The sequence below is a fragment of the Actinomadura chibensis NBRC 106107 genome (assembly GCF_001552135.1).
Classification (GTDB): Bacteria; Actinomycetota; Actinomycetes; order Streptosporangiales; family Streptosporangiaceae; genus Spirillospora; species Spirillospora chibensis.
On record NZ_BCQP01000079.1, the window covers coordinates 13698 to 34775 of the forward strand.

Below are 21078 nucleotides of genomic sequence, written 5' to 3' on the forward strand. Positions count from 1 at the left end.
GTCAGGAGTGCGGCGAGCCCGTGCGGACGGCGTCGAGCCAGGCGGCGGCCTCGGTGAAGTCGTCGTCGTGGGTGCCGCGCCGGATCTCCGGACGAACCTGGTCGGCACGCGGATACGACCCGACGAAGCGGACGTCGGAGCAGACCCGCCGCAGCCCCATCAGGGCCTCGCCGACGCGGGCGTCCGCGACATGGCCCTCGAAGTCCATCCAGAACAGGTAGGAGCCGAGCCCCGCGCCCGTGGGCCGCGACTGGATCAGCGTCAGGTTGATCCCCCGGACGGAGAACTCGGTGAGGATCTCCAGCAGCGCGCCCGGGTGGTCTTCGCCGATGAACGCGACGACGGTCGTCTTGTCCATCCCGGTGGGGGCGGGCGGGGTGCACGGGCGGTGCAGCGCGACGAACCGGGTGACGGCGTCGGAGACGTCGTGGATGTCCTCGGCGAGGACCGACAGCCCGTACCGGGCCGCGGCGAACGACCCGGCGAGGGCCGCGTCGTAGTGGCCGTCCGCGACGTGCTGCGCGGCCTCGGCGTTGGACGTCGCGGCGCGCCACTCGGCGTCCGGGACGTTCCCCGCGAGCCAGCGGCGGCACTGCGGCTGCGCGATCGGGTGGGACGCGACCGTCTTGATGTCGGCCAGCGCCGTCCCCGGCCGGACGAGCAGCGCGAACGACACCGGCAGGTGGATCTCCCCGACGATCTGGAGCGGCTCGCCGGTGGCCAGCTCGTCCAGCGTGGTCGGCACGGAGCCCTCGACGGAGTTCTCCAGCGCGACGACGGCGGTGTAGGCGTCGCCGCGGCGCAGCGCGTCCAGGACGGCGGGCACCGTCGCGTACGGGACCAGCTCGGCGTCCGCCGCGCCCGGGAAGGTCAGCAGGGCGGCCTCGGTGAACGTGCCCCGCGGACCCAGGAAGGCGTAGCGCGCTGGCCTGTTCTCTGCGGTCACGGTGTCTCCGGTGGCTCAGGATGCCTCGCGCGACGGGAGCTGAGGCGAGGTGAGACAAACGAGTCTACTGTCCCCGGCGGGGCGGTCTGTTTCTCAGGCGCGGGCGGTGGACGTCCGGTCGCCGTTGCCGTTGCCGTTGCCGAAGTCGGGCAGCGGGTCGTCCATGGACACGATCGGGCCCTTGCCCAGCCGGGCCGCGCGCAGGGCCTGGTTCTCCTCGGGCGAGAGCATCTCGACCGCGTTCCCGCCCAGGACGGCCTTGGCGTAGGTCCGCGTCTCGGTGCGCCCGTTGATCGAGCTGACCACGACCCCGTCCCCGACCGCGTTGATCAGGGCGAGCGAGAACGACCGGTGCCCGGACATCTCCTTCAGCGCGTCGTAGTGCACGATCGCGAGATCGCGCAGCGCGCGTTCGTCGACCGACCCGCTCGCGAGCTGGAGCTGGCGCCTGAGCATTTCCCCGCACTCGTCGACGACCTGGTTCACCCGGTTGTGCGCGACCACGGCGATCGACAGTCCCGCCACCCCCGCGATCAGGCCGGCGACGGCCACCGCGACAAGCATCACGGGCTGAGCGTACCCACCCTGACCTCGGGGTGCGAAGGATCTGCCCGAGCAGCCCCCGGTTCGAGGCGTTTCACGAGCCACGTCCCGAGGACGACGATCGAGGCCAGCGCCGCGAGCCCGAACAGATCGCGGACGACCTGGCCCGTGAAAACCGCCAGCGTGGAGTGTTCCGGGCCGATCAGCTCGCGGCCCCACCAGGGCACCGGGAACAGGAACAGCAGCCATGCCGCGCCCGCGAAGAGACATCTTCGCGTGTCCCGGCCATCACCGGCCAAAGCACCGACAACCGCGATCATCCACACAAGGTGATGAATCCATCCCACTGGGGACAGCACGACCGACAGCAGCCCGACGATCGCCACCGACGCCAGCAGCAGGCTGGACGACCCCGGACCGTCCGGGAGCCGGTCGGCCGCCAGCGCCGCGCGCCGCGCCCACCGGAACCCGAAGTAGGCGACGACGAGCGCCAGCGCGAGCCACAGCAGCGTCCGCGCCGGGCCCTCCGGCAGCATCCGCGCGACGATCCCCTGGACGGCCTGGTTGGTGGTGCCGTCGACGGCGCCCGTCCGGTCGCCGCCCTGCAGCAGCGCCCCGAACCAGTAGTCGGACGAGTCGGACGGCAGCAGCGCGAACCCGCCGAGCGTCGCCGCCGCCGCGGTGAGCAGGGAGTTGACCAGGGCGTCCCGGCGGCCGGTGAGCAGGAAGTAGATCAGGAAGACGCCCGGCACCAGCTTGATCGCGACGGCGAGCCCGACGAGGGCGCCGCGCGGCCAGCGCGGCTCGCGGGCGCAGCAGTCGGCCAGGCACATCGCGAGGAGGAACAGCCCGACCTGCCCGAACCGGAACTGGTCGCGGACGGGGTCGAGCCACGCCATCGCGGCCACCAGCGCGCCCGTGGCGAGCGGCGCCCAGCGCCCGGTCCGCCGGATCAGGTCGCGGAACGCGTACCGGACCGAGATCGCGAGCGCGACGCAGATGAGGCCCGTCCAGACGAGCTGGGCCGCGCGCCACGGCAGCAGGGTGAACGGGACGGCCAGCGCCGCCGCGAACGGCGGGTACGTGAACGGCAGCAGTTGGGGCGGCTGCGTCAGGAAGTCGTAGAGCGGCGCCCCGCGCAGGACCGCGCGCCCGCCCTCCCGGTACACCTCCAGGTCGACGAGCCGCTGGTCGGGCTGGTTGCCGAGCCAGCGCGCCGCGATCGGCGCCAGCGCGACCGCCGCGACCGCGATCCCGGCGCAGATGATCAGTCCTCGGGCCCACGTCCCGCGCCGCGCGAGCGCGTGCGAAAACCCGGCCCCGGGCAGGGCTCGGCGCGCTTCGGGACCGTCCACAGCCCGCAGGATATTGCCACTCAGTGGTCGAAAGCCTCTTGTAGCCTTTGCGCCATGACTTCGCGGGGGCGCAGGATCGCCATGTTCCTAGGCGTCCTCGGCGCGGTCCTCGCCGGATTCGTGTGGCCCGCCGGCGCCCAGGCGGCTCCCGCCCAGGCGGCTCCCGTGCGGAACGCGGTCGGCGGGCAGGTCGTGATCATCGGGGTCCCCGGGCTGATGTGGAGCGACATCGACCGGGAGAAGACGCCCGCGCTGTGGGGGCTGGCGGGCGCGGGCTCCACCGCCGGGCTGAGCGTCCGGACGACCCGCGTGAACACCTGCCCAACCGACGGCTGGCTGACGCTGTCGGCGGGGCAGCGGTCCCGGCTGCCGCACGGCGACTGCGCGCTCCCGGCCGCCCCGATCCTGCCCGGCCAGCGGTCCCCGGCCGTCCCGCCGGAGGGCGGCGCCGTCGCGGCGGGCTGGCCCGCCATCAAGGCCGACAACGCGGGCACCAACTACCACGCGCGGATCGGGCTGCTCGGCGACGCCGTCCACGCGGCGGGCGGCTGCACCACGGCGGTCGGGCCCGGCGCGGTGTTCGGGGTCGGCAACGGCAGCGGCCAGGTCGACCACTACCTCGCCTCGCCCGACAAGGCCGCCCCCGCCGACTGGGCGCGCTGCGCGCTCACCGCCGTCGACGTGGACGACCTCTTCCGCGCCTACATCGACGCCGGCGTCGACCCGAAGGGCGAGCAGGTCCCGCTGTCGGAGCACAAGCGCGCCGCCGCCGCGACCGCCGCCGACCGCCGGGTCGGGCAGGTGCTGGGCGGCCTCCCCGCCGGGACGACCGTCCTCGTCGCGGGCCTCTCCGACATCGGCGTCGACCCGCACCTGCGCGTCGCCGTCGCGAAGGGCGCCGGGTACGGGCCCGGCTACATGCGCTCCAGCGCCACCCGGCAGGACGGCCTCGTCACCCTCACCGACCTGACCGCGACGACGCTGAAACTGCTCGGCGTCCGGCAGCCCAAGCAGGCCGTCGGGTCGGCCTGGCGCGACCAGCCGTCCAAGGACTCGACGCAAGACCGGGTGGAGTCCCTCGAAGACCAGGACGTGGCGGCGCAGGCGATCCGCAGCGTCCAGACGTCGTTCTACTGGGTGCTGTTCGCGACGCAGCTCGTCCTCTACGGGATCGCGGCGCTGGTGCTGCGCAGGCTCGGCGGCGACCGCCGGTCCCGGGCCCGGATCCTCGGCGGCACCCGCGTGATCGCGCTGCTCGGCGGCGCGGTGCCGGGCGCGTCGTTCCTCGCCGGGCTGATGCCGTGGTGGCGGGCCGAGCACGCGACGCCCGTGCTGATCTGCACCGTCCTCGGGTTCAGCGGGCTGCTGACCGGGGTGGCGCTCGCCGGTCCGTGGCGGCGCTCGGCGTTCGCGCCCGGCCTGGTGATCACCGGGGTGACCGCGCTCGTCCTCGCGCTGGACGTGATGACCGGCTCGCGCCTCCAGCTCAACACGCTGATGGGCTACACGGCGCTCGTCGCCGGACGCTTCTACGGCTTCGGCAACCAGGCGTTCTCGCTGTTCGCCGTCGCGGCGATCCTCACCGCGGCGTGGCTGACGGAGTTCCCGCTGCGCGCCGGGCGCCGCACGGTCGCGGTCGGCATCATCGCGGCGATCGGCGCGTTCGCGGTCGCGATCGACGGGCTGCCCGCGTGGGGCAGCGACTTCGGCGGCGTCCTCGCGATGGTCCCGGCGTTCGCGATGCTCGGCCTGATGGTGACCGGACGCCGCGTCTCCCCGCTCAAGCTCGGCCTGTTCTGCCTGGCGGGCGCGGCGCTGGTGCTGGTGATCTCCTACGTGAACTCGCGCAGCGCGAACCCGACGCACCTCGGCCGCTTCTGGCAGGACCTCATGGACGGCGACGCCTGGGGCGTCATCGTCCGCAAGTTCAACGCCATGCTGAACAGCCTCGGGTACTGGCCGTTCACGCTGCCGCTCGCCGCCGCGATCGGGTTCCTGTTCTTCGTCCTCGCGCGGCCGAACCGGTGGCGGGTGTCGCTGCTCCAGCGCGCCTACGAGCACTGCGTGACGATGCGTCCGGCGCTGCTGTGCGCGCTGACGGTCGGCGTCATCGGGATGCTGGTGAACGACTCCGGCGTCGTGATCCTGTCGGTGGCGTTCAGCCTGGCGACCCCGCTGATGCTCGCCGCGGGCGTCCGGGCGCTGGAGATCGACCTGAGGAACGAAGACTCTGGACCACCAGCGCCGTCACGATCGCCACGAGCGTCCACGGGATCACCGTCGGCCGAACGACGGTGAACAGCCAGGACAGGTCGTCCGGCAGGCCGATGCGGGCGGGCGCGCGCGCGGGCAGGTAGGCGAGGCTGAGCGCGGCGGTGTGCGCGAGCAGGATCCAGTCGACGCCGGTCAGCGGCAGCAGCGCCAGCAGCGCCCAGCCGAACCCGTCGTACCAGGGCAGCGCGTAGGGGGCGGCGAGCAGCCAGGCGAGGACGAGCGCGACCGTGACCCGGCGGCTCGCCGCGTCCGGGGCCTCGGGGTCGTCCTTCGGCAGGGCGCGGACGAGCAGCGCGAACAGCGCGATCCCGGCGAGCAGCGCGCCCGTCTTGATCACGTTGCGCTGGGAGCCGCGGCCGAGGCCCTCGTCGATCAGGTGCCAGGGCGTCGCGAACGACACCATGTCGCTCGCCTCCCGGACCCGGTCGAGCGCGTGCGGCCCGGCGAGCAGGTAGGACAGCGCGGCGACCGCCCCGGCGCCGGCGCCGAGCGCGGCCAGCGCGGCGAGCGGCCTTGCCCCGTGTTTCCACGCCCCGCGCTTCCAGGAGCCGCGCTCCCGCCATGTGTCGCGCAGCAGCGCCCAGGCGGGCCCGCCCGCGACGAGCACGGCGGGCAGCTTGACCGCGGTGCCGACCCCGGCGAGGACCCCGGCGGCGAGCGCCCGCGCCCAGCCGGGACGCGTCCGGCTCCCGAACACGGCGAGCGCGGCGACCACCGGCGCGATCGCGAGGACGTCGTTGTGCGCCCCCGAGATCAACTGGAACAGGACGAGGGGGTTGCACGTCCACAGCAGGGCCGTCCGCAGCCGCCGCTCCTCGCTCCGCGCCGTCCGGTAGAGGATCAGCGCCGTCACCGCGAACGCGAGCGTGTTCACCACCGACAGGACGAACACCGTCAGCCGCACCGACCCGTTGCCGATCCACGCCGCCACCGCCTGCTCGCCGGTGGCGATCGGCCCGTAGACCGACGGGGTCGTCCGCCATTCCTCGGGCGCCCCGGCGACCGGGTCCCGCGGCAGGTCGACGGCGCGGGTGGCGTACGGGTCGTGCCCGGTCGCCGCCATCCGCCCGTAGGACGCGTAGTTCAGGTGGTCGGTCGACCCGACCGGCGGCATCGCCATGAACGCGACGGCCGCGAGCAGCCCGGCCACGACGACCGGCAGCGCCCGCACCCGCCAGCCCCGCCGGACGGCGGCGAAGCACAGCGCGAGACCGGCCGTGCTCGCCACCACGCCCACCACGACGAGCCCGATCACGACGTACGGCGACGGGTGGACGCTCAGCGCGTACGGCGGCTCCGCGCGGGAGCCGTCCAGCTCGGGCTGGAACACCGACGGGCCGAGCAGCGCGGTGCCGAGGAAGCACAGGAGCCCGACCGCGATCCCGCAGAGCCCGCCCGAGCCGAGTCGGGTCACCGGCGACCGCGCAGGCCGTCCAGCCGCCGGGTCGCCGCCCGCACCAGCGGGGTCACGGCGGGCTCGCGGACGGCGAGCGCTCTCGCGACGTCCCGGAACTGGCGGGCGCGGTGCAGTTGGGAGCGCCAGTCGGTGCCGGTGGCGCGGTGCGCGAGCGGCACCTCCACCTCGGTCACCCGGAAGCCGTGCCGGAGCAGGTCGATGGTCAGCGCGGTCTCGACGCCGAACCCGGCGGCGAGCGGGAGCGCGGCGTCGAACGCGGCGCGGGTCAGACAGCGCTGCCCGTTCAGCGGGGCGGTCGCCGCCCAGCCGGTGGCGCGGCGGATGCCGTCCCGGGACAGCCGCACGACGAACCCGTGCCCGCCGAGCTTCACCGTCGTCGTGAACACCGCGATCGTCATGTCGGCCTCGCCCGCCCGGACGGGCGCGACGAGCGGCGCGGCCTCGCGCGCGGTGTCGGCGAGGTCGGCGTCCAGGAACAGCAGGTGGCGGGGCTGGTCGCGGCCCTCGTCCAGGAGCCGGACGGCCTCGGCGCCGCTCTCCATCGCGGCGCCCTTGCCGCGGTTGCGCGAGTGCCGGACGACCCGGGCCCCGGCGTCCCGGGCGACGCGCCCGGTGCCGTCGGACGAGCCGTCGTCGACCACCACGACGAGGTCGGCGCCGGGAAGCTCGTGTGCGGCCTTGACGGTGGCCGCGATGCGGTCGGCCTCGTCCTTGGCGGGGATGATCACCGCTACGTCCTGCATATCGGCGATCGTAGTCGGCGGCGGACGCCGAACGGGGCGAGCGGACGGGAACGGTCTCAGCCGTTACCGCCGCGTCAGCCGGGCGACAGCCGGGCGACGGGTGGAGTTCAGCCGGCGTCCAGGGCGGGCGCGGCGTCGGTCACGGTGAACACGGTGTCGAGCCCGGTGACCTGGAGGATGCGCTTCACCGCGGGGCGCGGGGCGGCGAGGTCGAGCGCGCCGCCCTGCTCCTTGAGCCGCTTCATGGCCGCGAGCAGGACGTTCATGCCGGTCGAATCGCAGAACTCGACGCCGCTGAGATCGACCGTGATCCGGTCGACCTGGTCGCGCAGCAGGCCCGCGAGGGCGGCCTGCAGCCTCGGCGCGGTGTAGAGGTCGAGCTCACCGGTCGCCGTGACGACGGCGTGACCCTCCTGAGACGCGGTCGAAACGTTTAGCTCCACGTCCGGCACACTATCTCGGGAACGGCCCGCGGGCCAGACAGTTCGCCAAGTCCCCTGCGGGACGGGCGTGTCGCCGTGCGGGTGGTCCCGTACGCTTTGTGAACTACGCACCGTGATGCCATTGTTCCGCGCCGGTCGGCGTCTTCGCCGCTCCTCCGTCTCCGGTTCGGCGATATCCCGGTTCCCGTCCCGCGAGACCGCCGATTAGGGGAGGCTGGACACGTGCAACACCGGCATGGGCAAGAGGCCGATCCCAGAGAGACCCGGCTCCGCGAGCGCCTTGAGACGATCCGGTCACGGTCGGCGAAGTCGAGCCCGTGGCGCTCGTCCACCCAGTACCTGAGCCGCCTGGTGAACCAGAACGGCTTCGTCCCGGTCAAGACGCGCCTGTCCCGGGAGGACATCGCCTTCCTCGCGGGCGCGCGCGAGGACGTCCTCGCCTTCGCCGAGCTCGGCGTCCGCCTGCTCGACCTGCACCGGCCGCAGGAGGCGGGCGGCATCAGCAGCGACCCCGACAACCCGATCCGCCGCTGCCGCGCCTGCATGTCCCGCTGGCCCTGCCCGACCTTCCGCACCATGGCGGAGACCCTCGACCCCTAGACCATCAGGGGGAGGGTGATCTCGAAGCGGCAGCCGGGGCCGTCGTTGGCGACGCCGATGCGCCCGGCGTGGGCCTCGACGATGCCGCGGGCGATCGCGAGGCCGAGCCCGGCGCCGCCGCCGGGGGTGCGGGCCGCCTCGCCCCGGAACGCGACGTCGAACACGCGCGGCAGGTCGTCCTCGGGGATGCCGCCGCAGGCGTCCGCGACCGTCACCCGCGCCTCCCCGCCGCGGACCTCGCCGATGACCTCGACGGCGCCATCGCTCGGCGTGTGCCTGATCGCGTTGACGACGAGGTTGCGCAGGGCGCGGCCGAGCTCGCCGGAGTCGACCTGGACGGGCAGCCCCTCCCGGACGTCGCCGCGCAGCCGGACGCCCTTCGCCCGCGCCAGCGCCTCCGCGCCCGCCACCGCCTCCGCGACGAGGTCGGCGAGGCCGACCCGGCGGCGCGACAGCCGCAGCGCCCCGGCGTGGATGCGGGACAGCTCGAACAGGTCGTCCACCATCTCGGTCAGCCGCTCCGCCTCGACGCGGATGCGGCCGTGGTACCGCCGGACGGTGTCCGCGTCGGAGACGACCTCGTCCTCCAGCGCCTCGGCCATGGCGCGCAGGCCCGCGAGCGGGGTGCGCAGGTCGTGGCTCACCCAGGCGACGAGCTCCCGGCGGCTCGCCTCCAGCGCCTGCTCGCGCTCGTGGGCGGCGGCGAGGCGCGCGTAGGCGGCCGTCAGCTCGCGCGACAGCTCGGCCAGCTCGGCGGGCAGCCGCGCGGCCGGCGGACGGAACCGGTCCGCGCGGACGGCCTCCACCAGCGTCCGGTTCGCGGCGACGAGCCGCCGTCCGAGCAGCACCGACACCGCCATCGCGACCAGCCCGGCGGAGGTCACCACGGCCAGCACCACCGACCGGTCGTGATCGTTCAGCAGCATCAGGAACGAGATCACGAGGATGCCGGAGATCGTCGCGAGCACGGTCGCCGCGCCCACCACGATCAGCTGGGTGGCGACCGACCGTCCGCGCAGCCCGTACAGGACGGCGAGCGCGACGGCCGCGACGGCCAGCGCGGCGAGGGCCGCGCAGACGACGACGTAGAGGAGGTCATCGAAGGGGATCATGCGCCGTCCTCCGCCGCACTCGCGGGTTCGGGCTCCGCGGGCTCGTAGCGGTAGCCGACGCCCCAGACGGTGACGATCCGGCGCGGCGCGGCCGGGTCGTCCTCGATCTTCTCGCGCAGCCGGCGGACGTGCACGGTGACCGTGGAGGCGTCGCCGAACGTCCACTCCCAGACGCGTTCGAGCAGCTCCTCACGGCTGAACGCGCGGCGCGGGCGGCGCAGCAGGAACGCCAGCAGGTCGAATTCGCGGGACGTGAGCGCGAGCCGCCCGCCGCGCAGCCGCGCCTCGTGCGCGCCGACGTCCACGACGAGGTCGCCGTCGCGGAGCGGGGGCTCGGGCGGGGCGGCCGGCGCGGCGGCGCGGCGCGGCTCCCGGTAGGCGCCGCGCGCCCGGCGGAGCACCGACCGGACGCGCAGCGCCAGCTCGCGCGGGCTGAACGGCTTCGTGACGTAGTCGTCGGCGCCGGTCTCCAGTCCGACGAGCCGGTCGGTCTCCGCGCCGAGCGCCGTCAGCATCACGATCGGGACGGCCGAGGTCTCGCGGAGCCGGCGGCACACCTCAAGGCCGTCCATGCCGGGCAGCATCAGGTCCAGGACGACGAGGTCGGGCCGCTCGGCGCGGGCCCTGCGCAGGGCGGACGGGCCGTCCGCGACGCAGGTCACCTGGTGCCCGTCGCGGGCCAGGTAGCGGGCGACGACGTCGGCCACGGTCGGGTCGTCGTCCACGACGAGGACGCGTCCGGCATGGCTCACGGAGTTCACGTCCACACGCTACGGCCGGGCGGGCGACTTCCATCAGCCCGTCATGACCCTGTAAGAAACCGCCCTGTAGGGAACCGCTCTCGCGGGGCGGGGCGATCATCGCTTTAATGTCCCGATGGCTCCTCCCCCTCCCGCGGCGGCCCGTCCCGCGGCCGCCCGTCCCGCGACCTCGGCGTTCGGGGTGATCGCCCTCATCCTGGTCGGCGGCGCGGCCGCCACCGTCATCGGCGCGATCATGACGTACGTCCGCCTCTACGAGTCCCCCACGCTGCTCGGGATGCGGCAGTCCACCGCCTACTTCGCGCTGCTGTGCGCCCTGGTCGGGCTCGTCACGGCCGCGGGGATCATGCTGACCCGGCCGCGCGGGCCGGTCGCGGCGATCGTCGCCGTGGTCGCCGGGTACGTCGCGCTGTACGTCGGCCTCAGGATCGGCATCCTCGGGTACGCGTTCGGGCACGGGTCGGTGCCGTTCGAGTTCGTCACCCGGCTGATGAAGCCGCGGTTCGAGGCGTGGCACCTGCTGGCGCCGGTCGCGGCAGGGGCGGTCGCCGGGCTCCGGACGCTGATGGTCGCGGGAAGCACCGCGCCGCGCCCGCCCGCCGGGCAGCCCTTCGCCGGACAGCCCTACGGGCAGCAGCCGTTTAACCAGCAGCCGTTCGGCCAGCCTTTTGGCCAGCAGCCGTTCGGGCAGCCCGGGCCCTACCAGGCGCCTCCCGCCCCGGGGGCGGGTCAGGGTCCGCATCCGGGGCCGCCTCAGGGTGGGCCTCGGCCGAACGGCGGGTTCTGACCGGGGTCAGGCTCGTCCCACAGGCTGATGACCTTCCCCGGACGAGCGCATAGGTTGTACGCATGGGTAAGACAATCCTGACCGTTCTCGGCGTCATCCTCGCGATCTGGCTCGTGATGGCCGTCATCGGCTCGATCCTGTCGATGCTGAAGTTCTTCTTCTTCATCGGCCTCGTCGCCGTCGTGGTGGTGCTCGCCGTGACCGCGGTCTCCAAGATGTCCAAAAGCCACTAGCCAAGGGGCCGCATCCCCTTGCCGGGCCCTCGCCGGTGACCGGATGATGCCTGGACAACCAGGCGGTCATCGGCGAAGGGACCTACCGTGCCGGGTCTGACGGAGACGCTGCGCGAGCGGGCGCGCTCGCATCCCGACCGTGTCGCCTACATCGCGGGCGACACCCAGCTCACCTTCCGTGACTTCGACCGGCGCGCCGACCGGGCCGCCGCCGCGCTCGCCGCCGCGGGCGTCGGCCGCGGCGACCGGGTCGCCGTCCTCGACAAGAACTCCATCGAATACGCCGAGCAGCTCTTCGGCGCGGGCCGGATCGGCGCCGTCCAGGTCCCGGTGAACTACCGCCTGGCGCCGGACGAGGTCGCCTACATCGTCAACGACGCGAAGGCGAAGGTCTTCATCGTCGGGCCGGAGTTCCTGCCCGTCCTCGACGCGATCGCCGGGAGGCTCGAACACACCGCGCGCCTGGTGGTCGTCGGCGGCGCCGACCACCCGTACGAGGACTACGCGACCTGGGTCGAGGGGGCGCCCGGGGCGCCGCCCGCCTACGAGCCGGAGCCGTCGGACGTGTTCGTCCAGCTCTACTCGTCGGGCACCACGGGCCTGCCCAAGGGCGTCATGCTCACGCACGCCAACTACCTCGCCGCGCTGGACGTGGCCACCGACGTGTGGGACATCGACGAGTCGTCCGTCCTGATGGTCGCGATGCCGATGTACCACGTGGCGGGGAACGTCCTCGCGATCAACGTGGTCCACAACGGCATCACCGGGGTGATCGCGCGCGAGCCCGACCCGGGGCTGATCGCGCGGGGGATCGAGCGGCACCGCGTCACGCACATCTTCCTCGTCCCGGTGCTGCTCCAGTTCATGCCGCTGATCCCGGAGGTCACGGCGTGCGACCTGTCGAGCCTCAGGCTGGTGCTGTACGGGGCGTCGCCGATCAGCGAGGACGTCCTGCGCGGCGCGATGGAGATGCTGCCGACCAGCGATTTCATGCAGGTGTACGGGCTGACGGAGGTGACCGGCGCGATCACGATGCTGCCCGCCGCCGACCACGTCCCGGACGGCCCGAACGCGCACCGTCTCCGCAGCGCCGGGCTGCCCAACGCGTCCTGCGAGCTGAAGATCGTCGACCCGGCGACGCTGGAGGAGCTGCCGCTCGGCGAGGTCGGCGAGATCCTCTGCCGGACGCCGCAGAACATGAAGGGCTACTGGGGGAACCCGGACGCGACGGCGGCGGCCCTCTCCGCCGACAACTGGTTCCGCACCGGCGACGCGGGCTACCTCGACGAGGACGGCTACCTCTACATCCACGACCGGGTCAAGGACATGATCATCTCGGGTGGCGAGAACATCTACCCGGCGGAGGTCGAGAACGTCCTGATGAGCCATCCGGACGTCACGGACTGCGCGGTGATCGGCGTCCCGGACGCGAAGTGGGGCGAGGTGCCGAAGGCGATCGTCGTGCTGTCGGCGGACGTCCCCGAGAAGGACGTCATCGAGTTCTGCCGGGCGCGGCTCGCGCACTTCAAGTGCCCGGCGTCGGTCGAGCGGCGCGACAGCGTCCCGCGCAACCCCACCGGCAAGATCCTCAAGCGGCAGCTCCGCGAGCCCTACTGGAAGGGCCAGGAGCGCAACGTCCACTAGCCCCTAGGCCGCGCTCACGGGAAGCGGACCACGGCCGACAGCGGGCGGTGGTCCGACGCCCTGATCCGGGACGCCGGGACGCTGCACGACACGGCGGCCGCCTTCGTGATGAACAGGTAGTCGGTCTTCTCCACGGCGGCGCCCGCCCAGTTCTGCCGGGTCGCGGCGCCCGTACGGGACGGCCCCGACTGGTCGCACTCGGCGAAGCGGCGGTACAGCGGGTCGAGCGCGGCGCTGTCCGGGGTGCCCGCGAGGTCGCCGCCGAGCAGGACGCGCCCCGTCCCGGCGAGGGTCGCGAGCGACGTCGCCTGCTTGCGCCGCAGGGCGCCCTCGGCGGCGCTGAGCCTCGTCACGCAGATCCGGGTCGTCCAGGACGGGACGTCCGCGCACAGCGCGATCCGCGACCGTCCGGCGGGCGCGGGGAGCTTCGCGCGCTCGGGCCGGTCGAGCCGCTGCGCCGTCCCGATGGCGACGCCGGAGCGGCCCTGGCCCTTGGCGCAGGACGCCTCGCCGGGGGACGCGGCGAACGCCCACGTCCACGTCGGCAGGCTCTTCCGGAAGGTGCGGACGTGCCCCTCGCAGACGTCCTGGAGCAGGACGGCGTCCGTCCTGACCTTGCGTCCGCCGACCTCCGTGCCCTGGATCCGCTGGACGATCTGCCGCCCGAGCGCGTCCGGGGCCGTGCCGAGCGGGCAGCCGGACCGGGCCGCGCCGCAGACGCTCCAGGTCATCGCGTTGACCGTGACGGCGGCCGGGCGGGGCGCGGCGCCGTCGGCGTGCGCGGGACCGCCGCCGCCCGGCAGGCCCTCGATCGAGGCGCCGGTCGCCGCCGCGGCGACGACGGCGGCCGCGGCGCAGACCGAGAGGAGGGGGATCAGGGCGCGGGGGGCTCGCACACGTTCTCCAGGTGGGGGGACATCAGCGGGGATGATGCCGGAATCTCACCACATCAAGATCGCGGCCGCCACTGGTTCACGACCAGTCGGTCGGTCACCGGACGGGGGGCGCGGGCCGGACGGGGGGATCATCCGTCCTTGAAGGTTAGGGGGTCCGGCGGGTGTTCCGCCGGACCCCCCGACTTTCTCCGCGACTTCCGGGCGCTCAGTCGAGCAGCTCGGTCACGGTGCCCGCGCCGACCGTCCGGCCGCCCCCGCGGACGGCGAAGCCGAGGCCCTCGGTCATCGCGACCGGGCGGCCCAGCTCGACGGCCAGCTCGACCGCGTCGCCGGGCATCGCCATGGCGCCGTCCGCGCCGAGGTCCACGCCGCCGACCACGTCCGTGGTGCGGAAGTGGAACTGCGGGCGGTAGCCGTGGAAGAACGGCCCGGTCCGCCCGCCCTCGGCGGCGGTCAGCACCCGGACCCGCGCCCGGAACCGCCGGTGCGGCCGGATCGCGCCCGGCGCGCTGACGACCTGGCCGCGCCGGACCTGGTCCCGCTTCACGCCGCGCAGCAGCATGGCGGTGTTGTCCCCGGCCTCGGCGCGGTCCATGGACCGGCCGAACGTCTCCAGCCCGGTCGCGACCGTGCCGACCGACTCGCCGAGCCCGACGACCTCGACCGCGTCGCCGACCCGGACGACGCCCTGGGCGACGACGCCGGTCACGACCGTGCCGCGCCCGGTGATCGTCAGGACGCTCTCCACCGGCAGCAGGAACGGCTTGTCGAGCACCCGCTCCGGCACCGGCACGTAGGCGTCGATCGCGTCGAGCAGGTCGCCGACGCGGGCCGTCCAGTACGGGTCGCCCTCCAGCGCCCGCAGCCCGGACACCCGCACCACCGGCACCTCCTCGCCCGGGAACCCGTACTCCGACAGCAGCTCCCTGATCTCCAGCTCGACCAGGTCGAGGAGTTCGGCGTCCTCGACCATGTCGGCCTTGTTGAGCGCCACGACGACGTGCCGGACGCCGACCTGCCGCGCGAGGACGACGTGCTCCCGCGTCTGCGGCATCGCCCCGTCCTGCGCGGACACGACGAGCACGGCCCCGTCCACCTGCGCCGCACCGGTGATCATGTTCTTCACGTAGTCGGCGTGGCCCGGCATGTCGACATGGGCGTAGTGCCTGGTCGCGGTCGCGTACTCGACGTGCGCGACGTTGATCGTGATGCCTCGGCCGCGCTCCTCCGGGGTGCGGTCGATGCGGTCGAACGGCACGGCGGAGGCCAGCCCGCGCGCGGCCAGCACCTTGGTGATCGCCGCGGTCAGGGTGGTCTTGCCGTGGTCGACGTGGCCCATCGTCCCGATGTTCAGGTGGGGCTTGTCGCGCTCGTACAACTGCTTGGCCATCGGTTCGTCCTCACTGGTGGATCCGGTGAGAACCCATGCGCGGCCCCTATGGACGTGCGCATGTCGTGGTCCACCCCCCTCCGCTGGTTCTCCGGAGGGCAGGACGGAGAGGGGTCAGCGTCGCAGGCCGTCGACGACGGCCGCGGCCGCCGCCGCCGAGGAGGCGGCCGACACCGCGCTCAGCGGGCCGTGGCCCGCGAGCGTCATGGTGCCGGCCGCGAAGAACATGCTCGCAGGCTACGTGGCGTCCTCGGCCGCGTCGACGGCTTTTCGACCTGCGGGAACGCGCAGGAGCAGCAGCCCGGCGGCGGCGCCCGCGAACTGGAACGAGGCGATCGCGAGGACCAGCCCGACCGGCCCGATCGCCGCCGCCGACGCGGCCGTCAGCGCCGCGCCCAGCGCGGACGCGCCGATCTTGAGGCTGCCCGCCGTCGTGTTGACCTGGCCGAGCCGGTCCGGCGGCGACTCGCGCTGGCGCAGCATCAGGGTCGCCGCGAACACCGGCCCCTCGCACGCCCCGGCGAGGACGAACGCGGCCGTCGCCCAGGCCAGCGACGGCGCGACCGCGAGCGAGGCCAGCGCCAGCCCGAACGCGACCAGCCCCGCGACCATGACCGGCTCGCCGTGCTTCGGCGTCAGCCACCGGCTGGAGGCGAGCGACCCGAGCAGCGAGCCGACCGCCATCGCGACGAGCAGCCGGCCGCCCGCGCTCGGCGGGGCGCCGATGTGCTCGGCGAGCAGCACGGCCGTGACGGCGACGCCGCCGAAGCCCGTCCAGGCGAGGGTGGTCGCGGTGGTCAGGGCGCGCAGCACGCGGCCCTCCGCCAGCACCCGCAGCCCGCCCGTGATCACCGAGCGCGCGCCCCGGCCGCCCGCCGGGGCCGCCGCCTCCGGCGCGGGGAACGGCAGCAGCGGCAGCGTGAGCATCCCGAGGACGCCCGCGCCGACGATCGCGACGCCCGCGTACTGCCCGCCCGCGAACCCCGCGATCCCGGCGGCGAGGCCGGGACCGGCGATCCCCGCGAGGTTGAAGCTGGACGCCTCCAGCCCGTACGCGCGCGACAGCCGCCCGGCCGGGACGAACCGGGGCAGCAGGCTCGTCAGCGCCACCACGATCGGCTCCGTGCAGCCGATCACGGCGGCGACGCACAGCGCGAGGACGAGCGGCGACCGTCCGGCCGACAGCAGCAGCGCGGCGGTCGCGGCGGCGTAGCAGCAGGCGAGGACGGCGGCGACGCGGCGGGGGCGGGCCGTCCGGTCCAGCGTGTTCCCGATCACCGGGCCGCTCAGCACGTACGGGAGCGTCGTCGCGGTCTGGAGGTACCCGGCCGTGGCGGCGTCCCCGGTCCGCGCCTGGACGGTCAGGACCAGCGCGGTCGCGACCCCCTCGGCCGACACCCGCAGCAGCGTGGCCGACGTCAAATGCAGCGGAAGCGCCGCCGACCTGCTGATCACCTTCGCATGGTGGCACAGCGAACCGGACGAAACAGGCGGCCTAGACTGCGGAGTGTGACGGCAACGAAGACGGCACTGCCAGGGCGGACGGCGCACGAGCACCGGGTGACCAGCGAGGTCGGACGGCTACGGACCGTGCTGCTGCACCGTCCGGGCGCGGAGCTGAAGCGGCTCACCCCGCGCAACAGCGACAAGCTCCTCTTCGACGCGATCCCGTGGGTCGGCCGGGCGCAGGAGGAGCACGACGCGTTCGCCGAGGCGCTCCGCTCGCGCGGCGTCGAAGTCCTGTACGTCACCGAGCTGCTGCAGGACGCCCTGGAGTACGAGGGGGCCCGCGACCAGGCCATCGCCGACGCCGTCGTGGACCTCCGCCTCGGCGACCAGCTCCGCCGCGTCGTCGAGGGCTACTTGCGCGACCTCGACCCGGAGAACCTCGCGCACACCCTGATCGCGGGCCTCGCGCACGAGGAGCTGAAGGCGGGGCACGGCCTCGTCTACCGCCTGATGGACCGCCTCGACTTCATCGTCGACCCGCTGCCCGGCCTGCTGTTCACCCGCGACAACAGCACCTGGATCGGCGACCGCGTCGCGGTGACGAGCCTCGCGATGGAGGCCCGGCGCCGCGAGTCGGCGCTGACCGGCCTGATCTACGCGCACCACCCGCGGTTCGCCGGGACGGAGCCGGTGTACTCGCCGTCCCTGGAGCACCTGGAGGGCGGGGACGTCCTCCTCCTGTGTCCGGGCGTCGTCGCGGTCGGCACCGGCGAGCGGACGACCCCCGCCGGGGTGGAGCGCCTGGCCCGCCAGGTGTTCGACGCCGGGCTGGCGCGGACCGTGCTGGCCGTCCCGATCGCGCAGGAGCGGGCGACCATGCACCTCGACACCGTCTGCACGATGGTCGACGTCGACACCGTCGTCATGTATCCGCCGGTCGCGCACTCGCTGACCGCCTACACCGTGACCCAGGGGAACGGCGACCTGCGCGTGGACGGCCCCCGCCCCTTCCTGGACGCGGCCGCCGAGGCGATGGGACTCGACCGCCTCAAGGTGATCGACACGGGCCTCGACCCCGTCACCGCCGAGCGCGAGCAGTGGGACGACGGCAACAACACCCTCGCCGTGGCGCCGCGCGTGTGCGTCGCCTACGAGCGCAACATCGAGACGAACGCGCAACTGGAGGCGTCCGGTATCGAGGTCGTCCGCATCAGCGGCAGCGAACTCGGCACGGGCCGGGGCGGGCCGCGCTGCATGTCCTGCCCGATCCTGCGGGACGGCGTCTAAGGCCGATGGGCCGGACCCGGGGAATAGAACAACTCGGGCGATGCCGACGGGGGCACGGCAACGCCCGAGCTGTGGAAGGACCATACAAGGGGAAGGGCCCGCATTTCTAGGCGGGGCCCCGTCAGGCCGGGTAGGCCCTGCTCGGAGCGGCCCCGTCGTACAGGTCGTCGTCGGGGTCGTCCATGAGGTCGGGGAAGTCGGCGAGGTCGGGGACGACGGCCTGCGGCCCGGTCGTCGTGGGGATGCCGTTCCCGTGGGACGGGTGGCTCTCGCCGTTGGCGCGGGGCGCGCGCAGGACGGCCCAGACCGTGGTGGCGCCCTCCTCGTGGCGGACGCCCCAGCCGTCCGACAGCGCCTCGACGATGCCGAGCCCGCGGCCGCCGAGCGAGGACAGCGTGCCGGGCCCGCGGCGCGGCTCGGTCATCGCGCCGCCGTCGCTGACCTCCAGTTCGAGCAGGTCACCGCGGCGCAGCCAGCACACCCTGACCTGGCCGGACGGCAGCGGCCGCGCGTGCCGCAGCGCGTTGCTGAGAAGCTCGCTGACGATGACGCTGGCGTCGTCCACGACCGACTCGTAGACGCCCGATCCGGCCAGCTCCGAGCTGAGGCGCCGGCGGGCGACCGCGACGCTGGACGGTGCGTGTGGGAGCAGTACGACGCTCGACGCCCTCACCTCCCCGTGGAGTCCGTTCACTCGGACGAGTCCCGCCGTCGCTTTCCGGTACGACCGAAATGCCCTGATGGTCGAGACCGGAAACCCGAACGGTTCAGTTTGCCACCTGCACAACGAGTCACCGGCCATCCGGTCACGGTGATCACCCCCGGATCGGAGTCTCGTCACGAACGGCAACCATCAAGGATCTATCCAGCCAACGGCGGATTTACTCCTCGCGCGCGCGTTTCGTCCATCACACCGCGCAGCCACAGCACTTTCCCACACGGGCCCAGCCTGCCATCCGTCGAGACCACGGAACCCCCTGGTCATGCCGGTCTCACCGCGCCGCGCACAAGCCCCTGTCGTCACGGTGAGTAACCGAAATGCGGCTCATGATCACGCTTGGGCGGCGGCGTCCGGCGGGGCCGTCAGCCCGCCGCGCGGAGCACGAGCCGCATGCACGTCCCCTCGCCCGCACGCGCACCACCTGCGGGTCCGCGGCCGTGCGGGGAGCGCAGGAGGGCGCCCGCGCGGGGCGCGGACGGCTCCGTCCCGGCCGCGCCGCCGGGTCGCGGGGCGCCGATGTGAGATGCCTCACTTTTGCCCGCTCCGGCCGGAAGCGCGGAGATCGTCCCGCCCTGCGCCTCCGTCAACCGCTTCACGATGTAGAGGCCGAGCCCGATCCCGCCGAACCGCCGCCGGTCCCCGGTCTCGCCCTGGACGAACCGCTCGAAGATCCGCTCGTGGTCGCCAGGCGGGATGCCGATGCCCTCGTCCGCGACCGTCACGACGATGTCGGCGCCCTCGCGCAGGGCCCGGACGGTGACCGTCCCGCCGTCCGGCGAGTACTTGAAGGCGTTCTCCAGCAGCTGCCCGAGGACGATGTCGGTCGCCATCGCGTCGCCCCGGCACTCGGGCAGGTCGGGCGCGATCTCCAGCTCGACCCGGTGCAGCGGCGACAGCGACCTGAACCCCGCGACCACGCCCTCCACCACGCGGGACAGGTCGAACGACTCGATCGTCACGGTCAGCTCGTCCGCGCCCGCGCGGGAGCCGAGCAGCAGGTGCTCGACGAGCCGGGCGAGCGACTGGGCGCGCTCGGCGATCGTCGCGACGGCGGCGCGGCGGTCCGCGTCGGTCAGCTCGTCCCACCGGTTGACGAGCGTGGACGCGAACCCCTGCACGACCGTGATCGGCGTGCGCAGCTCGTGGCTCGTGGTGGCGAGGAACAGGTCCTTCGCCTCTTCGAGCGCCTTCGCCTCGGACACGTCGCGGAAGTCGACCACCAGCTCGCCCGTCTCCTCGATCTCGGCGGCGAGGACGTTCAGCCACGTCCCCGACTCCAGCCGGAACGTCAGCATCTCCCCGAGCGCGGGCATGTCGAACGGCAGCGGGCGCCCGATCGCGTCGCCCGGCGGGACGCCGGTGAGCGTGTGCGCCGCCGGGTTCCACTGCCGGACGACGAGGTCGTGGTCCAGCACCGCGATGCCGTCCGCGCTGGAGTCGATCACCGCGCGCTCGTGCGCCCGCTGCCGGACGACCTCCGCGTACGCGACGGCGTTGCCGACCGCGACGCCCGCGTGCCCGGCGAGCAGCTCCAGCAGCTCAAGCTCGGTGTGCCCGACCTTGCGCCCGGAGAACAGCGCGTACAGCGCGCCGTACGGCCGGTTCTGCAGGTACGACAGGCCGAGCGCGATCGTGTGCAGGCCGGGCAGCTCGGACCAGATCAGGTCGCCGAGGCGCCGCTGCCCGGTCGCGAGCTTCACCGTCTTGCCGGACCGCAGCAGCTCCCCGACCAGGCTCGTGCGCAGGTCGGCGGACCGTCCGCGCATGTGCTCGGGCAGCCCGGACATGTTCACGAGCCGCAGCCGGTCGCCCTCGATCCGGACGAACCCGCCCGCGTCCGCGCCGGTCAGCTCGATCAGCGCGGCGGTGATCCGGTCGAGCACGACGGCGAGGTCCAGTTCGGCGTTCAGGTCGGCGACGATGTCGTTCAGCCGCCGGACGAGCCGCGCCCGCTCGGTCATGTGGTGCTGGACGATCTCGTCCTCGTCGACGGGGTGGTACACGCCGACCCAGCCGAGCGGCGTCCCGGCCGGGTCGCGCAGCAGGCTCGTGTCGATCCGGACGTCGATCAGCCGCCCGTCCCGGTGGAACCGGCGGGTCGCGATCGAGATCTGCCCGCTCTCGCCGGAGCCTGACGCGGGGCCCGTGACCGGGGCCTCGCCCGGCGCCTCGCCCGCGCGCCGGGTCAGCAGCCGCTCCTGGACGGCGTTGTGCTCGGCCGTCAGCTCGTCCGGGACGATCGGCGGCACCCGGCCGACCATCTCCTCGGCGGTCCAGCCGAACATGCGCTCGGCGGCCGGGTTCCACACGGTGACCCGGTGCCGCTGGTCCACGGCCACGATGGCGTCGGCGGCGCTCTCGATGACGGCCCGCGCGATCGGATCGTGGACGTGGTGGTGCACGCCTGTCATCGTGCCACCGGACTCCGCCCGAGCGCCGGGTAACTTACGCCGAAACTTTCCACGGCAACCCTGCAC

Annotated in this window: 18 protein-coding genes and 1 pseudogene; 6 read left to right on the plus strand and 13 right to left on the minus strand. The window is 73.8% G+C overall.

Going from position 1 to position 21078, the window contains the following annotated elements:
* Position 1: 1 nt before the first annotated feature.
* The 3 genes from pheA to ACH01S_RS37950 all read right to left on the minus strand — a co-directional run bounded on the left by pheA (position 2) and on the right by ACH01S_RS37950 (position 2844).
* Positions 2-946: a prephenate dehydratase gene (gene pheA / locus ACH01S_RS37940; protein WP_067904033.1), complete on the minus strand. Its 945-nt coding sequence runs from the start codon at positions 944-946 to the stop codon at positions 2-4.
* Between the two features lie 93 nt (positions 947-1039).
* On the minus strand, positions 1040-1510 hold the full coding sequence (locus ACH01S_RS37945; RefSeq protein WP_083981602.1) for a DUF4446 family protein: 471 nt from the start codon (positions 1508-1510) through the stop codon (positions 1040-1042).
* Positions 1510-2844 (minus strand): glycosyltransferase 87 family protein, encoded by a 1335-nt coding sequence (locus ACH01S_RS37950; protein ID WP_246236507.1) that lies wholly within the window; start codon positions 2842-2844, stop codon positions 1510-1512. The genes ACH01S_RS37945 and ACH01S_RS37950 overlap by 1 nt, the downstream gene beginning before the upstream one ends.
* Positions 2845-2898: 54 nt before the next feature.
* Here ACH01S_RS37950 and ACH01S_RS46390 point away from each other — a divergent pair, with 54 nt between their 5' ends.
* Entirely contained in the window at positions 2899-5142 is a 2244-nt protein-coding gene (locus tag ACH01S_RS46390; protein WP_083981603.1) for a hypothetical protein, read from the plus strand.
* 559 nt (positions 5143-5701) lie between these two features.
* On the opposite strand, the pseudogene mptB reads toward ACH01S_RS46390, so the two are convergent.
* From mptB to ACH01S_RS37975, 3 genes and pseudogenes are all read right to left on the minus strand, one after another.
* Positions 5702-6532 (minus strand): annotated as a pseudogene (mptB, locus tag ACH01S_RS46945) (polyprenol phosphomannose-dependent alpha 1,6 mannosyltransferase MptB); the annotation flags it as partial.
* Positions 6529-7278 carry a glycosyltransferase family 2 protein gene (locus tag ACH01S_RS37970; protein WP_067904048.1) on the minus strand — a complete coding sequence of 250 codons (750 nt, stop codon included), beginning with the start codon at positions 7276-7278 and terminating at the stop codon, positions 6529-6531. The gene ACH01S_RS37970 and the pseudogene mptB, both read right to left, overlap by 4 nt.
* 107 nt (positions 7279-7385) lie before the next feature.
* Entirely contained in the window at positions 7386-7721 is a 336-nt protein-coding gene (locus ACH01S_RS37975; protein ID WP_067904116.1) for an STAS domain-containing protein, read from the minus strand.
* A gap of 222 nt (positions 7722-7943) precedes the next feature.
* Here ACH01S_RS37975 and ACH01S_RS37980 point away from each other — a divergent pair, with 222 nt between their 5' ends.
* Complete coding sequence (locus tag ACH01S_RS37980; RefSeq protein WP_067904051.1) at positions 7944-8321, plus strand: hypothetical protein; 378 nt, start codon at positions 7944-7946, stop codon at positions 8319-8321.
* On the opposite strand, the gene ACH01S_RS37985 is transcribed toward ACH01S_RS37980, so the two are convergent.
* Positions 8318-9433, minus strand: coding sequence for a sensor histidine kinase (locus ACH01S_RS37985; protein ID WP_067904054.1), 1116 nt, complete (start codon positions 9431-9433; stop codon positions 8318-8320). The genes ACH01S_RS37980 and ACH01S_RS37985 overlap by 4 nt on opposite strands.
* A complete protein-coding gene (locus tag ACH01S_RS37990; protein WP_281289168.1) occupies positions 9430-10194 on the minus strand; it encodes a response regulator in 765 nt (254 codons plus the stop codon). Before ACH01S_RS37990 ends, ACH01S_RS37985 begins: the two co-directional genes overlap by 4 nt.
* A 115-nt stretch (positions 10195-10309) precedes the next feature.
* On the opposite strand from ACH01S_RS37990, the gene ACH01S_RS44950 reads away from it, so the two are divergent.
* The 3 genes from ACH01S_RS44950 (at position 10310) to ACH01S_RS38000 (ending at position 12858) form a co-directional block, all read left to right on the plus strand.
* Complete coding sequence (locus ACH01S_RS44950) at positions 10310-10981, plus strand: hypothetical protein (RefSeq protein WP_067904057.1); 672 nt, start codon at positions 10310-10312, stop codon at positions 10979-10981.
* Positions 10982-11043: 62 nt separating this feature from the next.
* Positions 11044-11214, plus strand: coding sequence for a hypothetical protein (locus ACH01S_RS44710; RefSeq protein ID WP_169809424.1), 171 nt, complete (start codon positions 11044-11046; stop codon positions 11212-11214).
* A gap of 87 nt (positions 11215-11301) precedes the next feature.
* Complete coding sequence (locus ACH01S_RS38000; protein ID WP_067904060.1) at positions 11302-12858, plus strand: long-chain-fatty-acid--CoA ligase; 1557 nt, start codon at positions 11302-11304, stop codon at positions 12856-12858.
* Positions 12859-12872: 14 nt separating this feature from the next.
* Here ACH01S_RS38000 and ACH01S_RS38005 read toward each other — a convergent pair whose 3' ends face one another.
* The 3 genes from ACH01S_RS38005 to ACH01S_RS44150 all read right to left on the minus strand — a co-directional run bounded on the left by ACH01S_RS38005 (position 12873) and on the right by ACH01S_RS44150 (position 16599).
* Positions 12873-13754, minus strand: a complete 882-nt coding sequence (locus ACH01S_RS38005) for an endonuclease/exonuclease/phosphatase family protein (RefSeq protein WP_067904063.1) — start codon at positions 13752-13754, stop codon at positions 12873-12875.
* A 205-nt stretch (positions 13755-13959) separates the two neighbouring features.
* A complete protein-coding gene (gene tuf, locus ACH01S_RS38010) occupies positions 13960-15144 on the minus strand; it encodes an elongation factor Tu (RefSeq protein WP_067904066.1) in 1185 nt (394 codons plus the stop codon).
* A gap of 237 nt (positions 15145-15381) precedes the next feature.
* Positions 15382-16599 (minus strand): MFS transporter, encoded by a 1218-nt coding sequence (locus tag ACH01S_RS44150; protein ID WP_169809425.1) that lies wholly within the window; start codon positions 16597-16599, stop codon positions 15382-15384.
* Positions 16600-16653: 54 nt separating this feature from the next.
* Between ACH01S_RS44150 and ACH01S_RS38020 the strand changes: the two genes are divergently transcribed.
* Positions 16654-17880, plus strand: coding sequence for an arginine deiminase (locus ACH01S_RS38020; RefSeq protein WP_246236508.1), 1227 nt, complete (start codon positions 16654-16656; stop codon positions 17878-17880).
* A gap of 121 nt (positions 17881-18001) precedes the next feature.
* Here ACH01S_RS38020 and ACH01S_RS38025 read toward each other — a convergent pair whose 3' ends face one another.
* Together ACH01S_RS38025 and ACH01S_RS38030 are read right to left on the minus strand one after the other, a co-directional pair.
* The gene (locus tag ACH01S_RS38025) at positions 18002-18553 is read right to left on the minus strand and encodes an ATP-binding protein (RefSeq protein WP_246236509.1); all 552 of its coding nucleotides are present in this window, start codon (positions 18551-18553) and stop codon (positions 18002-18004) included.
* Positions 18554-18963: 410 nt separating this feature from the next.
* Positions 18964-21012, minus strand: a complete 2049-nt coding sequence (locus ACH01S_RS38030) for a sensor histidine kinase (RefSeq protein WP_083981607.1) — start codon at positions 21010-21012, stop codon at positions 18964-18966.
* Positions 21013-21078 lie beyond the last annotated feature (66 nt).

Coding starts and splice junctions, on each gene's coding strand:
- ACH01S_RS37985 (WP_067904054.1), bottom strand. CDS start 9,433: ATGATCCCCTTCGATGACCTCCTCTACGTCGTCGTCTGCGCGGCCCTC.
- ACH01S_RS38030 (WP_083981607.1), bottom strand. CDS start 21,012: ATGACAGGCGTGCACCACCACGTCCACGATCCGATCGCGCGGGCCGTC.
- ACH01S_RS44950 (WP_067904057.1), top strand. CDS start 10,310: ATGGCTCCTCCCCCTCCCGCGGCGGCCCGTCCCGCGGCCGCCCGTCCC.
- ACH01S_RS37970 (WP_067904048.1), bottom strand. CDS start 7,278: ATGCAGGACGTAGCGGTGATCATCCCCGCCAAGGACGAGGCCGACCGC.
- tuf (WP_067904066.1), bottom strand. CDS start 15,144: ATGGCCAAGCAGTTGTACGAGCGCGACAAGCCCCACCTGAACATCGGG.
- ACH01S_RS46390 (WP_083981603.1), top strand. CDS start 2,899: ATGACTTCGCGGGGGCGCAGGATCGCCATGTTCCTAGGCGTCCTCGGC.
- ACH01S_RS44710 (WP_169809424.1), top strand. CDS start 11,044: ATGGGTAAGACAATCCTGACCGTTCTCGGCGTCATCCTCGCGATCTGG.
- ACH01S_RS37945 (WP_083981602.1), bottom strand. CDS start 1,510: ATGCTTGTCGCGGTGGCCGTCGCCGGCCTGATCGCGGGGGTGGCGGGA.